Genomic DNA, 13,360 nt, shown 5'->3' on the forward strand with positions numbered 1-13,360 from the left:
CTTAAAGGGCTGATTTAAACAATATGGAACAATTGCCTCAGCCCAGCTCTACCCGGTTACGCCCTGCGTTTTTCGCCCGGTAAAGCGCCTGATCGGCTCTTTTGAGCACCAGATCGCTGTGTTCTCCCGGCCGGAATGCCGCCAGCCCCATGGAAACCGTGATCGTGACGCGCTCGCCCTTGAAGTGAAACGGGCAGGCTTCGATGGCGGCGCGCAGGGTTTCCAGGAGTTTGGCGCCGACCGCCGGCGGGGTGGCCGGGAGCAGAAGGACAAACTCTTCCCCGCCGAAACGGGCGATGAAATCACTGCCGCGCAAACGCTTGCGCAGCACCGTGGCGATGATTTTCAAGACCTTGTCGCCGGCCAGATGCCCGTAGTTGTCGTTGATTCGTTTGAAGTGATCGAGGTCGAGCATGGCCAGGCTCAAGGTATTGCCGTGCTGCTGCCATTGGGCGATTTCATGTTCGAGCCGTTCGGTCCAGGCGGCGCGGTTGGGCAGGCCGGTGAGCGGATCGATCAGGGCTTTCTGGCGTTGCTCTTCGAGGTGTTCGCGATAACCCTGCGCTTCCTGCTCCATGTGTGCGACGCGTTCGGCCAGGCTTTTCAGGCGTCCAGCCACTTCCTGTTCCCGGGCGTCGCGCTGCTTCTGGTGCTGATCCATGGTGCCGAGCAGGCCTTCGAGGTGGTTTTCCAGCACTTGCTTGAGATCGTCCAGATCGGCCGCTTCCTGCACGCTGTTCTGCAGGCCGTCGACCTGTTCGCGGATCTGCGTGTCCATCGCTCGCGCCGCAGAGCTGTTGTCGGCGTGGCCTTCGCTGGCGGCCTGCAAGTTGCTCTGGAACGCTTCGAGGCGCTCGTTGAGTTGCTGCAGGTAGGCTTCGAATTCGTGCTGGCCGCTGTCGGTAATGGCCAGCATCAAGGTCGCGAGATCGTCGAGGATCGGCAGCAATTCGTACCAGTTCAGGCCGTTTTTCAATCGATCGCGCATGGCCTCGGCTTGCGGGCGATGGCGCTCCGGCAAGGTCAGGTCATCCAGCAGCCCGATCAGCGTGTCTTCGATGTGTTTGGCGACCGAGCTGTAGGACGGCTCCGGCGAGTCCGGCAGGGCGTAGAGGATGTCGTGCTCGGATTGTTCCGGATCGATGGCGGCCAATGCCTGGGCGATGGGCTCGGGCAGGGGCAGGCTGTCGAGGATCACGGGCGGCGGGGTATCGCCGGGGTGGATCAGTTCGTCGGGGTTGATGGCCGTGGGCACTGCCGGCGCGAAAACCGGAGGAGGTGTGAAGGTCTGCGGCTCCGGTTCTGGCTCGGTGGTTTCTGGTTCGCTGGGGGCGGAGGGGGATTCGGTGAGAATTCTGGCCGGCTCGAAGGCCGCCACCTCCGGCTCCGCATGATATTCGGGGGGTGGCTCTGGAGTTTTCGCGGGTTCGGCCACGGGGGCGGCAACCGGTGCTTGGCTGACGCTCGCAGTGGCGACCGGTTCGGCGCTTGTAACAGCCGCTTCCGGCGCTGGCGCAGCTTCATGTGTGACGGGCGCTTGCTGTGGCTGCGCTGGTGGTGCGACCGCAGCGGCTTGAGCCACTGGAGCAGGCGTTTCCTCGCTGTCGCGATTGCCGAACAGGCGCTGCAACAAGCCCGGGCGTCCCGGTTCCGCCGGCGTTGCCAGCTGGCTCAAGGCCTTGCCCTGCAAGCCGCTGAGTTCGCTGAGCAGCAGCGGCATCTCTCTGGCCTGACTCACCCGCCCATCCAGCTGCTTGGCGAATTTCTTCAGCGGCTGGGCCACATCGCGGGGCAGGGGCAGGGATTGCAACTGAGTGACCAGCGCAGTCAGTGCGGTGCTGACCTGTTCGATCCGGGTTTCCCGACGCTGCTCGGAATCGAGCACGGCTTTTTCCAGGCGCGGCAGCAGGGCGGCGAGGCCAGCGTCCATGTCATCGGTGCGCACCACGTCGCGCATTTCTTTCATGCACTGGTCGACCACGCGGTCGGTGCCTTCTGCTGCCAGCGTGCTGCGCACCAGGCCGCGGCGCAGCAGGTCGAGCCGGGCGTCCCATCGACGTTCGAGCTTTTCCTGTTGTTCGATGCTTTTGAGGTATTTCTCTTTCCAGCGCTGGGCTTCGTCGCTCATTCAGGGGTTCCGCGAAGGGCAGTGCTCAACGCGGGCAATGCATCGGCCGTGAGCGAACCCGGCAGACGAATCTCTACCGCGACCGGCAGGTGATCGGAAATCGGTTGTGCCAGCACTTCGACCTTTTCCAGGGTCAGGGTCGGGCTGAGCAGAATATGATCCAGGCAGCGCTGGGGGCGCCAGCTGGGGAATGTCGCTTCGAGTTGCGGGGCGAGCAGGCCGAGGTCGCGCAACGGCGAGTGTTGCAGCAGATCGCTGGCGTGGGTGTTCATGTCGCCCATCAGCACTTGGTGCTTGTAGCCGCCGATCAGCTCGCGGATGTAGGCCAGTTGCATGCTGCGCACCCGGGCGCCGAGCGCCAGGTGCATCATCACCACCACCAGCGCTTCCGGGCCTTCGCCGAAGCGCACCAGAATCGCCCCGCGTCCCTTTGGGCCCGGTAGCGGGTGGTCTTCAATCGCCCACGGCCGCAGGCGACTGAGCACACCATTGCTGTGCTGGGCCAGTCGGCCAAGGTTGCGATTGAGTTGTTGATACCAGTAGGGGAAGGCGCCGAGCTGGGCCAGGTGTTCGACCTGATTGACGTAGCCTGAACGCAGGCTGCCGCCATCGGCTTCCTGCAGGGCGACCAGATCGAAGTCGCCGAGCAGATTGCCGATCTTTTGCAGATTGCTGGAGCGCCCGGGGTGCGGCAGCAGATGCTGCCAGCTGCGGGTCAGGTAGTGCCGATAGCGCTCGGTGCTGATGCCGACCTGAATATTGAAGCTGAGCAAGCGCAGACGGCTGTCTGCGGGCAGGCCCGTCGATTCCAGGTGATGCTCGTTGACCTGCGGTTCATGCAGGCCAACGACGCGATCGGTTCCCCAGCGGCGCATGGCGATTGCCGCGCTTAGTTGGCGGCTGCCTTGTTGGCCGCTCGCTCTTTGGCCACCAGTTGATCAGCCAGTTTCAGCGCCTGTTCGGCGCCGCCGGCGGAGCCGATGTCGAAGCGGTACTTACCGTTGACGATCATGGTTGGAACACCGGAGATTTCATACTTCTTGGCCAGTTCGCGGGCTTTCACGATCTGCCCTTTGATGGCGAACGAATCGAAGGTCGCCAGGAACTTGTCCTTGTCCACGCCTTGAGTGGCGAGGAAGTCGGCCATGTCGTTCTTGTCGGTCAGTTTCTTGTGTTCTTTCTGGATCGCGTTGAATACGGCAGCGTGCACGTTGTGCTCGACGCCCATGGCTTCCAGGGTCAGGAACATCTGGCCGTGAGCGTCCCACGGGCCACCGAACATCGCAGGAATGCGCACGAAGTTGACGTCGGATGGCAGTTTTTCAACCCATGGATTGATCACCGGCTCGAACGCGTAGCAATGCGGGCAGCCATACCAGAACAGCTCGACCACTTCGATCTTGCCAGGCACGGCGACCGGTACCGGGTTGCTCAGTTCGACGTAAGGGGCAGCAGGGGCTTCGGCGGCCTGGGCGGTCACGCCGAACAGGCTGGCAGCGACGAGGGCGGCGCTGATGATCAGATTACGCATGCTTTACTCCTGGACAATTTTGGTCGCCTCGCGCGACCTGTTTTCAGACAGATCCTGGCGGGCATGAGTTCTGTAGTGTAACGGCAGCGGCCACAAAAAAGGGCGGCCAAAGCCACCCTTTTTATACTTGCTGCGCCGGATTAATCGAGCGTTAACGTGGCAGGCGTTGGCCATCGCACGCAACGCTCGAATCGCGTGTCTTAGTGCAGGCCCTGAATGTAGCTGGAGACTGCCGCAATGTCTTCGTCACTCAGCTTGCGGGCGATGGTGCGCATGGTCATCGCGTCGCCGTCGTTGTTGCGGCCGGCTTCTTCCTTGCGGAAATCGGTCAGCTGCTTGGCGATGTACTGAGCGTGTTGGCCACCCAGGTGTGGGAAGCCGGCGGCTGCGTTGCCGGCGCCGTTCGGCGAGTGGCAACCGGTGCAGGCTGGCAGGCCTTTCTCGAGGTTGCCGCCACGGAACAGGGCTTCACCGCGAGCGACGATCTTCGGATCGGCGGCGCCGACGCTGCCTTTCTGGCTGGCGAAGTAGGCGGCGATATCGGCCAGGTCCTGATCGCTCAGGTTGGTCAGCAGGCCGGTCATTTCCAGAACGGTGCGCTTGCCCGACTTGATATCGTGCAATTGCTTGGTCAGGTAGCGTTCACCCTGTCCGGCCAGCTTTGGAAAGTTTGGCGCCATGCTGTTGCCATCCGGGCCATGGCAGGCGCCGCATACGGCAGCTTTCGCCTGGCCTGCGGCTGCATCGCCTGCGGCATGGGCGAAGCCTGAGATTCCCACGGTCAACAGCAGACTCACGATCAGTTTGTTCATCAGCTAATCCAACTACGGCTAAGGGTTAAGAGTTATGGACCGGGCTTACTCTCGCTCATCCAGAGGATGAGGGCCTGGTAATCCTCGGCACTGCAGTCCATGCACAAACCACGCGGCGGCATCGCCTTGAAACCCTGGGTCACGTGTTGCACCAGCGTCTCCATACCTTTCGCCAACCTCGGCGTCCAATCTTCCTGATCGCCTCTTTTGGGCGCCATGGGTAGTTGGCCGGAATGACAGGCTCCACAAACACGGTTGTACACGGCTTCCGGATCCTGTGTAGCCTGTGCGCTGTAAAGCGGCATCAAGACTCCGGCAGCCAGCAGCCATTTCGTCATAAAACGACCTTTTCAGGGTTGAGAGCGTTCTGCGTTCTAATGCGCAATCAAGGTCTGTCGCTCTCGTGAACTTCATCCTTCGCTGGGACAAAGCACACACAAAATCTGCGGCATTATATACTGGCGTCACTGAAACGGAAGCGACACCGCGTTCCGCGCCTAATCCCGGCGCCGCCCACATCGGAAATCCCATGCAACTCAATAATCCCATCCTCGGCCTGTGCCAACAGTCCACGTTCATGCTCAGTGCCGCCAAAGTCGATCAGTGCCCCGACGACGAAGGCTTCGAAGTGGCGTTCGCCGGTCGTTCCAACGCCGGTAAATCCAGCGCGCTGAACACTCTGACTCACGCCAGCCTGGCGCGCACCTCGAAAACCCCGGGTCGCACACAGCTGTTGAACTTCTTCAAGCTAGACGATGAACGGCGTCTGGTCGACCTCCCGGGTTACGGTTATGCAAAAGTACCGATCCCGCTCAAGCAGCACTGGCAGCGTCACCTCGAGGCTTACCTCGGTGGCCGCGAGAGTTTGAAGGGTTTGATTCTGATGATGGACATCCGTCATCCAATGACCGATTTCGACCTGCTGATGCTCGACTGGGCCGTTGCCGCCGGCATGCCGATGCACATCCTGCTGACCAAGGCCGACAAACTGACCTACGGCGCAGCCAAGAACACGCTGCTCAAGGTGCAGTCGGAAATCCGTAAGGGGTGGGGCGATCAAGTGACTATCCAGCTGTTCTCCGCCCCAAAACGCATGGGTCTGGAAGAGGCCTACACTGTGTTGGCAGGCTGGATGGAACTGGCCGATAAAGGCGCGGAAGCAGCGGCTGAATAATAAGGATATGGAAAATTGGCTGTAGTGCGGTCAGGCAAGGCAAAAGTGTTAGTAAAAAGCGGAGTTTAGGGGACCTAAATGAGCATTTTTACTAACGCTTTTAACGCAGCATGACCGCGCTACAGCCAATTTTGAGGCAAAAAAAAGCCCCGGACTTCATATGGGGAGGGAGAAGTTCCGGGGTTTAAGTTCCGAACCGCTAGGGCGGGGTTCAGATATCTGCCAACACTTAACACAACATAGGAGCATCGAAGGGCTTCACCAGCCATTCAGTATCTCTGAGTGCCCTGTCGCAAGATTAGTTCAGAATCTTTTCAAAAAACTTTGGAATAAACTCAAGAACGATCAGGCCTAAGCGGTTTTCGGTGCTTTTGCCGCGACGCTCGGTCGCAGCAAAGCCGCGTCCCAGAGGCCTCAGTGCGCCTCGTCCCAGTTGTTGCCAACTCCCACTTCCACCAGCAACGGCACGTCCAGTTTTGCCGCTTCGCTCATGTGCACGCGAATTTCTTCGCGAACCTGATCGACCAGATCCTCGCGAACCTCCAGCACCAGTTCGTCGTGCACCTGCAGGATGACTTTGGCGTCCAGCCCGGAAGCGCTCAGCCAGTTATCCACCGCCACCATGGCTTTCTTGATGATGTCTGCTGCGGTGCCCTGCATCGGCGCGTTGATCGCCGTGCGTTCGGCGGCCGCGCGATCCTGCGGCTTGTTCGAGTTGATTTCCGGCAGATACAGACGACGACCGAAGATCGTTTCCACGAAGCCCTGATCGGCCGCCTGCGCGCGGGTGCGATCCATGTACTCGCGAACGCCCGGGTAACGCGCGAAGTAGGTGTCGATGTAGGCCTTGGCGGTCTTGGTGTCGACGCCGATGTCCTTGCCCAGCTTCTGCGCGCCCATGCCGTAGATCAGGCCGAAGTTGATCGCCTTGGCGCTCCGGCGCTGGTCGGACGTCACTTCGTTGAGCTCGACCTTGAATACTTCGGCCGCGGTGGCGGTGTGCACGTCCAGGTTGTTGCGGAAGGCATTCATCAGCCCTTCGTCGCGGGACAGGTGGGCCATGATTCGCAGTTCAATTTGCGAGTAGTCCGCCGCCAGCAGTTTATAGCCTTTCGGCGCGACGAACGCTTGACGGATGCGTCGGCCCTCGGCGGTGCGCACCGGGATGTTCTGCAGATTCGGATCGCTCGACGACAGGCGTCCGGTCGACGCGACGGCCTGATGGTACGAGGTGTGGATACGCCCGGTACGCGGATTGATCTGCTCCGGCAGGCGATCGGTGTAGGTGCTTTTCAGCTTGCTCATGGAACGGTGTTCCATGAGCACTTTCGGCAAGCGGTGATCGTCTTCGGCCAGTTTCGCCAGCACTTCTTCGGCGGTGGACGGCTGGCCCTTGGCGGTCTTCTTCAGCACTGGCAGGCCAAGTTTTTCGTAGAGGATCACGCCCAGTTGCTTTGGCGAGCCGAGGTTGAATTCTTCACCGGCGATCTCGAAGGCTTCACGTTCCAGCGCGACCATCTTGTCGCCCAGCTCAATGCTCTGGATGCCGAGCAGGTCAGCATCGACGAACGCGCCCTGGCGCTCGATGCGAGCGAGCACTGGCACCAGCGGGATCTCGATGTCGGTCAGCACGCTGGCCAGGCTCGGGATGGCGCTGAGTTTTTCGAACAGCGTCTGGTGCAGGCGCAGGGTCACGTCGGCATCTTCGGCGGCATACGGCCCGGCCTGTTCCAGAGCGATCTGGTCGAAGGTCAGCTGCTTGGCGCCTTTGCCGGCGATGTCCTGGAAGCTCACGGTGGTGTGGTCCAGGTATTTCTGCGCCAGGCTGTCCATGTCGTGACGGGTGGCGGTGGAGTTGAGCACGTAGGACTCAAGCATCGTGTCGAAGGCAATCCCGCGCACAGTGATGCCTTCATTCTGATCGCCGCCAATGGCGCAGTTGGCCAGGATGTTCATGTCGAACTTGGCGTGTTGGCCGACCTTGAGTTTGTTCGGATCTTCAAGGATCGGCTTGAGTGCGCGCAGCACAGTGTCGCGATCCAACTGCTCCGGCACGCCGATGTAGGAATGGGTCAGCGGGATGTACGCCGCTTCGTTGGCCTGTACCGCGAAGGAAAGCCCGACCAGTTGCGCCTGCTGCGCGTCGATCCCGGTGGTTTCGGTGTCGAAGGCGAACAGCTTGGCGTTCTTCAGTTTTTCCAGCCAGACGTCGAATCGCGCCTGATCGAGGATGGTTTCGTACGCGGCTTCAGCCGGAGCGGCGGGCGCTTCCTCTTCGGCAGGCGCACTGAACAGATCGCCGGCCGGCGCAGGCTCGGCAGCAGCGCTCAGTTCCTGGCGCTTGGCATCGCGATCCAGGTCATTCAGCCAGCTCTTGAATTCCAGCAGGGTGTACAGCTCGTAAAGTTTGGCCGGGTCCTCCGGACCCATTTGCAGGTCCTCGAGGCCGATATCCAGCGGCACGTCGACCTTGATGGTCGCCAGTTGATAGGAGAGGAACGCCATCTCCTTGTGCTCTTCGAGCTTGGCCGGCAGCGTCTTGGCGCCGCGAATCGGCAGGGTCGGCACGATGTCGAGCTGCGCGTACAGCTCGGTCAGGCCACCGTTGACGCCTACCAGCAGGCCGGAAGCGGTCTTCGGACCGATGCCGGGAACGCCGGGGATGTTGTCGGAAGAATCGCCCATCAGGGCCAGATAATCGATGATCTGCTCCGGAGCGACGCCGAATTTCTCCTTCACGCCCTCCACGTCCATCGAACTACCGGACATGGTGTTGACCAAGGTAATGTGGCCGTCGACCAGTTGCGCCATGTCCTTGTCGCCGGTGGAGATGATCACCGGACGATCGGCGGCCGCGCTGCTGCGGGCCAGGGTGCCGATCACGTCATCGGCCTCGACGCCTTCGACGCACAGCAGCGGGAAACCGAGGGCGATCACGCTCTGGTGCAGCGGCTCGATCTGCACGCGCATGTCGTCGGGCATGCTTGGGCGGTTGGCTTTGTATTCGGCGTACATCTCATCGCGAAATGTCCCACCCTTGGCGTCGAACACCACGGCGAACGGGCTGTCCGGATACTGCTTGCGCAGGCTCTTGAGCATGTTCAGCACGCCTTTGACCGCACCGGTCGGCAGGCCTTTGGAGGTGGTCAGCGGTGGCAGCGCGTGAAAGGCGCGGTACAGGTAAGACGAACCGTCCACCAGGACGAGGGGGGCTTGGCTCATGAGCAGAATCAACCTTTTCGGCGGGCCCGGCGCTAGAATAGCGGGACCGTTGACGACAAAGGGACAAGGTTATCATGCGTACGTTAAATCGCTTGCTGCTGGTCAGTCTGATTGCTGTTTCACCGCTGGCCGCGATCGCGGCGGATGATGCGCCATCGTCGGAGCCGGAAGTTACCATTAGCACGCACACGGAAGGCGACAAGGTCATTCAGGAATACAGCCGCAGTGGATTCGTCTACGCGATCAAGGTCACACCGAAGGGCGGTAAACCCTATTTCCTGGTGCGCGCCGATGGTTCGGACGCGAACTACATCCGGTCCGACCAGCCGGATATGCTTATTCCGTCGTGGGAAATCTTTACCTGGAAGTAAGTTTCCTGACTTTTAATCGGCGCCGTTTGATGGCGGCGCCAGAACTGAGCAGTTTTTAACCATGTCTGTGTTCACCCCCCTGGCTCGGCCCGAGCTGGAAACCTTTCTCGCCCCATACGGGCTCGGCCGTCTGCTCGATTTCCAGGGGATCGCCGCCGGCAGCGAAAACACCAACTTCTTCATCAGCATGGAAAAGGGCGAGTTCGTCCTGACCCTGGTCGAGCGCGGCCCGGTGCAGGAAATGCCGTTCTTCATCGACCTGCTCGACGTCCTCCACGAAGCCGACCTGCCGGTGCCTTACGCACTGCGGACCACCGACGGCGTGGCCCTGCGCGAGCTGAAAGGCAAGCCGGCGCTGCTGCAACCGCGCCTGGCCGGCAAGCACATCAAGCAGGCCAATGCCCAGCATTGCGCGCAGGTCGGTGACTTGCAGGCGCACCTGCACCTGGCGACCCAGGGCGACAACATGATCAAGCGCAAGACCGATCGTGGTCTGGACTGGATGCTGGAAGAAGGCACACAGTTTCTTTCGCACCTGAGCGACGCGCCGCGTGCGCTGCTGCAAACCGCGCTGGACGAAATCACCCAACAGAAAGAGAAAATTCTCGCGCTGCCTCGGGCAAATATCCACGCCGACCTGTTTCGCGACAACGCAATGTTCGAAGGCACGCACCTGACCGGGCTGATCGACTTCTACAACGCCTGCTCCGGGCCGATGCTCTATGACGTGGCGATTGCCCTGAACGACTGGTGCTCGGACGATGACGGCCTGATCGACGGCCCGCGTGCACGGGCCTTCCTTGGCGCCTACGCGGCATTGCGACCTTTCACGGCGGCCGAAGCCGAACTGTGGCCGACCATGCTGCGAGTGGCGTGCGTGCGGTTCTGGCTATCCCGCCTGATTGCGGCGGAATCGTTCGCCGGGCAGGACGTGCTGATTCACGATCCGAAAGAGTTCGAGCAGCGGCTGGCGCAGCGTCAGACGGTCAATACGCCGCTACCTTTCGCCCTGTAAAAGAAAAAACCGCAGCCTGCACAGGCTGCGGTTTTTTTTGTATCAGAGCGATTCGAGACAACCCGCCAGATCATTCCCCAGCTTCTCCAGCACTTGCTCGTAACCCTGAGCCGTCGCTGGCGTGTACCCGCCCAGCGCATCCAGTTCCGCCAGTTTCACCGGCAGGCCTGCCACCAGGGTCTCGGCGAGACGTGGACGTAGCGGCGGCTCACTGAACACGCAGGTCTTGCCGACTTCCTGCAAGCGCGCGCGCATCGCCGCCACATGCTGGGCGCCCGGCTGCACTTCCGCCGCTACGCTGAACACGCCGGTGTGCTTCAAGCCGTAGGCCTCCTCGAAGTAGTCGAAGGCTTCGTGGAAGACGAAGTAGGGTTTGCCTTCAATACCGGCCAGACGTTTCTTCAAGCGCTGATCCAGTGCATCCAGACGTTCATCGAACGCCTTGGCGTTGCTCTGATAGCGCTCGGCATTGGCCGGGTCTGCGGCGCTCAAGTCAGCAGCCATTTTGTCGGCAATAACCCGCGCGTTCACCGGCGATAGCCAGAGATGCGCATCGAGGCTGCCCGGACGATGATCGTGGTCGTGTTCGTCGGCTTCTTCGGCATGGGAATGACTGTCTGCGGCGAAGCGGCGCAGTTTCATGCCAGGCAGGTCCTGTACCGCGACGCTCGGCAACGTACGACCGTTCAGCACGCGAGGCAGGAAACTTTCCATGTCCGGGCCGATCCAGTACAGCAGGTCCACCGATTGCACCTTGCGCACGTCGGACGGACGCAACGCGTAGTTATGTGGCGAAGCCCCCGGTGGCAGCAGCACTTCGGGAATAGCCACGCCGTCCTGCACCGCAGCGGCAATCAGTTGCAGGGGCTTGATGCTGGTGAGGACTCTGACCTCGGCCTGAGCCGGACCGATCAGCAGAAAACCGGTGATGAATACGACAAAAACAGAAAAAAGTCGGGACACGATGACCACTCAATGAGGCGAGAACGGGTAACATAATAACGTCTCTAACCAAACTCGTCGCCGCTCATGCCTATTACACCGATTGCCAGCCGTCCTCACGACCACTCGCACTGCGTTCACAGCGCGCTGTCCGAGGCCGATGCCCTGTGTGCACAGAAAGGCTTGCGCCTGACCGCGTTGCGCCGGCGGGTGCTGGAACTGGTCTGGCAAAGCCACAAGCCGCTGGGCGCCTACGACATTCTGGCCGTGCTCAGCGAGCAGGACGGCCGCCGCGCCGCGCCGCCAACCGTGTACCGGGCGCTGGATTTCCTGCTGGAAAACGGTCTGGTGCACCGCATTTCCTCGCTCAACGCCTTCGTTGGCTGTGTTCACCCGAAACATTCGCACCAGGGCCAGTTCCTGATTTGCCGCGAATGCCATGCCGCCATCGAACTTGAGCAAAAAACCATCAGCGATGCGATTGTCCACAGCGCCAAGGACGTCGGCTTCATCGTCGAGGCCCAGACCGTCGAAGTGGTCGGCCTCTGCTCCGGTTGCCGGGGGGCTTGATGAGCGATGCGCTGATCCGTCTGGAGCAGGTGGCGGTCCGGTTTGCCGGGCAGAACGTGCTGGACAACATTCACCTGAGCGTCGAACCGGGGCAGATCGTCACCCTGATCGGCCCCAACGGCGCCGGCAAGACCACGCTGGTGCGCGCCGTGCTCGGGCTGCTGAAACCCGACAGCGGCAGCGTCTGGCGCAAGCCGAAGCTGCGCGTCGGTTACATGCCGCAAAAACTCCACGTCGATCCGACCTTGCCGCTGTCGGTGCTGCGCTTTCTGCGGCTGGTGCCGGGCGTCGATCGCCCGCGTGCGCTGGCGGCACTCAAGGAAGTCGGCGCCGAGCACGTCATCGACAGCCCGGTGCAAAGCGTTTCCGGCGGTGAAATGCAGCGCGTGCTGTTGGCTCGGGCACTGCTTCGCGAGCCGGAACTGCTGGTGCTCGACGAGCCGGTGCAGGGCGTCGATGTTGCCGGGCAAGCCGAGCTGTACAGCCTGATCACCCGTCTGCGCGACCGTCACGGTTGCGGTGTGCTGATGGTGTCCCACGATCTGCATCTGGTGATGAGCACCACCGATCAGGTGGTGTGCCTCAACCGTCACGTCTGCTGCTCCGGGCATCCCGAGCAGGTCAGTGGCGATCCGGCTTTTGTCGAGCTGTTCGGCAACAATGCGCCGAGCCTGGCGATCTATCACCACCATCATGACCATGCCCACGACCTGCACGGTTCGGTGGTCAAGGGGCCTTTGACGGGCCAACCTCACGTTCACGGAGATAGCTGCAAGCATGGCTGATTTTCTGTTCTACGCCCTGCTTGCAGGTCTGGCGCTGGCGGTGGTCGCGGGGCCGCTGGGCTCGTTCGTGGTCTGGCGGCGCATGGCCTATTTTGGCGACACGCTGTCCCACGCCGCACTGCTCGGCGTGGCGCTGGGCTTTCTGCTGGATGTCAGCCCGACCGTTGCGGTGACTGTGGGCTGCCTGCTGCTGGCGGTGTTGCTGGTGACTTTGCAACAGCGCCAGCCACTGGCGTCCGACACGCTGTTGGGCATTCTTGCACCGAGCACGCTCTCTCTCGGGCTGGTGGTACTAAGCTTCATGCATGAAGTGCGGATCGACCTGATGGCCTATCTGTTCGGCGACCTGCTGGCGATCAGCCCGACCGATCTGGCGTGGATCCTCGGCGGCAGCGCGGCGGTGCTGGTGTTGCTGGTGACGCTGTGGCGCCCGCTGCTGGCAATCACCGTGCACGAAGAACTGGCCAAAGTCGAAGGTCTGCCGGTGGCCGGTTTGCGCATGGCGCTGATGCTGTTGATCGCAGTCGTGATCGCAGTGGCGATGAAAATCGTCGGTGTGTTGCTGATCACGTCGCTGTTGATCATCCCGGCGGCTGCGGCACAACGTCACGCCCGTTCGCCGGAGCAGATGGCACTGGGCGCGAGTGTGCTGGGCATGCTCGCCGTGTGTGGCGGGCTGGCGTTGTCGTGGTTCAAGGACACCCCGGCCGGCCCGTCAATCGTTGTGACGGCGGCCGCACTGTTTCTGCTGAGTTTTGTTCTGCCCCGTCGAGGGGTGTAGACTTGCTCGTTTTTTGCGCAAATAGAGAG

The 13,360-nt window shown here is 61.5% G+C and carries 13 protein-coding genes; 6 read left to right on the top strand and 7 right to left on the bottom strand.

Translation table 11 applies throughout. The features are described 5' to 3' along the window. Positions 1–37 precede the first annotated feature (37 nt). The 5 genes from BMZ46_RS17490 to BMZ46_RS17510 form a co-directional block, all read right to left on the bottom strand. The gene (locus BMZ46_RS17490) at positions 38–2,128 is read right to left on the bottom strand and encodes a GGDEF domain-containing protein (RefSeq protein ID WP_074689759.1); all 2,091 of its coding nucleotides are present in this window, start codon (positions 2,126–2,128) and stop codon (positions 38–40) included. Then, entirely contained in the window at positions 2,125–3,003 is an 879-nt protein-coding gene (locus BMZ46_RS17495) for an endonuclease/exonuclease/phosphatase family protein (RefSeq protein ID WP_074689758.1), read from the bottom strand. The genes BMZ46_RS17490 and BMZ46_RS17495 overlap by 4 nt, the downstream gene beginning before the upstream one ends. 14 nt (positions 3,004–3,017) lie before the next feature. Continuing rightward, complete coding sequence (locus BMZ46_RS17500; protein WP_039764866.1) at positions 3,018–3,659, bottom strand: thiol:disulfide interchange protein DsbA/DsbL; 642 nt, start codon at positions 3,657–3,659, stop codon at positions 3,018–3,020. 200 nt (positions 3,660–3,859) lie between these two features. Continuing rightward, the gene (locus BMZ46_RS17505) at positions 3,860–4,471 is read right to left on the bottom strand and encodes a c-type cytochrome (RefSeq protein WP_039764863.1); all 612 of its coding nucleotides are present in this window, start codon (positions 4,469–4,471) and stop codon (positions 3,860–3,862) included. Positions 4,472–4,503: 32 nt separating this feature from the next. Next, entirely contained in the window at positions 4,504–4,809 is a 306-nt protein-coding gene (locus BMZ46_RS17510; protein WP_074689757.1) for a c-type cytochrome, read from the bottom strand. A gap of 191 nt (positions 4,810–5,000) precedes the next feature. Here BMZ46_RS17510 and yihA point away from each other — a divergent pair, with 191 nt between their 5' ends. Continuing rightward, positions 5,001–5,645 (top strand): ribosome biogenesis GTP-binding protein YihA/YsxC, encoded by a 645-nt coding sequence (gene yihA / locus BMZ46_RS17515; protein ID WP_074689756.1) that lies wholly within the window; start codon positions 5,001–5,003, stop codon positions 5,643–5,645. Between the two features lie 414 nt (positions 5,646–6,059). Here yihA and polA read toward each other — a convergent pair whose 3' ends face one another. Beyond that, positions 6,060–8,867, bottom strand: coding sequence for a DNA polymerase I (gene polA / locus BMZ46_RS17520; protein ID WP_074689755.1), 2,808 nt, complete (start codon positions 8,865–8,867; stop codon positions 6,060–6,062). Between the two features lie 74 nt (positions 8,868–8,941). On the opposite strand from polA, the gene BMZ46_RS17525 reads away from it, so the two are divergent. Continuing rightward, the gene (locus tag BMZ46_RS17525) at positions 8,942–9,238 is read left to right on the top strand and encodes a DUF2782 domain-containing protein (RefSeq protein ID WP_074689754.1); all 297 of its coding nucleotides are present in this window, start codon (positions 8,942–8,944) and stop codon (positions 9,236–9,238) included. 61 nt (positions 9,239–9,299) lie between these two features. Beyond that, positions 9,300–10,253, top strand: a complete 954-nt coding sequence (locus BMZ46_RS17530) for a homoserine kinase (RefSeq protein WP_039764854.1) — start codon at positions 9,300–9,302, stop codon at positions 10,251–10,253. Positions 10,254–10,295: 42 nt separating this feature from the next. Here BMZ46_RS17530 and BMZ46_RS17535 read toward each other — a convergent pair whose 3' ends face one another. Next, positions 10,296–11,225: a zinc ABC transporter substrate-binding protein gene (locus BMZ46_RS17535; protein WP_074689753.1), complete on the bottom strand. Its 930-nt coding sequence runs from the start codon at positions 11,223–11,225 to the stop codon at positions 10,296–10,298. A gap of 57 nt (positions 11,226–11,282) precedes the next feature. Here BMZ46_RS17535 and zur point away from each other — a divergent pair, with 57 nt between their 5' ends. The 3 genes from zur to znuB are packed head-to-tail and all read left to right on the top strand — an operon-like array spanning position 11,283 to position 13,331. Continuing rightward, positions 11,283–11,765 carry a zinc uptake transcriptional repressor Zur gene (zur, locus tag BMZ46_RS17540; protein ID WP_011331783.1) on the top strand — a complete coding sequence of 161 codons (483 nt, stop codon included), beginning with the start codon at positions 11,283–11,285 and terminating at the stop codon, positions 11,763–11,765. Next, positions 11,765–12,550, top strand: a complete 786-nt coding sequence (gene znuC, locus BMZ46_RS17545; RefSeq protein WP_039764852.1) for a zinc ABC transporter ATP-binding protein ZnuC — start codon at positions 11,765–11,767, stop codon at positions 12,548–12,550. Before zur ends, znuC begins: the two co-directional genes overlap by 1 nt. Continuing rightward, positions 12,543–13,331: a zinc ABC transporter permease subunit ZnuB gene (znuB, locus tag BMZ46_RS17550; protein ID WP_007954005.1), complete on the top strand. Its 789-nt coding sequence runs from the start codon at positions 12,543–12,545 to the stop codon at positions 13,329–13,331. The genes znuC and znuB overlap by 8 nt, the downstream gene beginning before the upstream one ends. Positions 13,332–13,360 lie beyond the last annotated feature (29 nt).

Source organism: Pseudomonas sp. NFIX49, assembly GCF_900115915.1.
GTDB classification, from domain to species: domain Bacteria; phylum Pseudomonadota; class Gammaproteobacteria; order Pseudomonadales; family Pseudomonadaceae; genus Aquipseudomonas; species Aquipseudomonas pharyngis.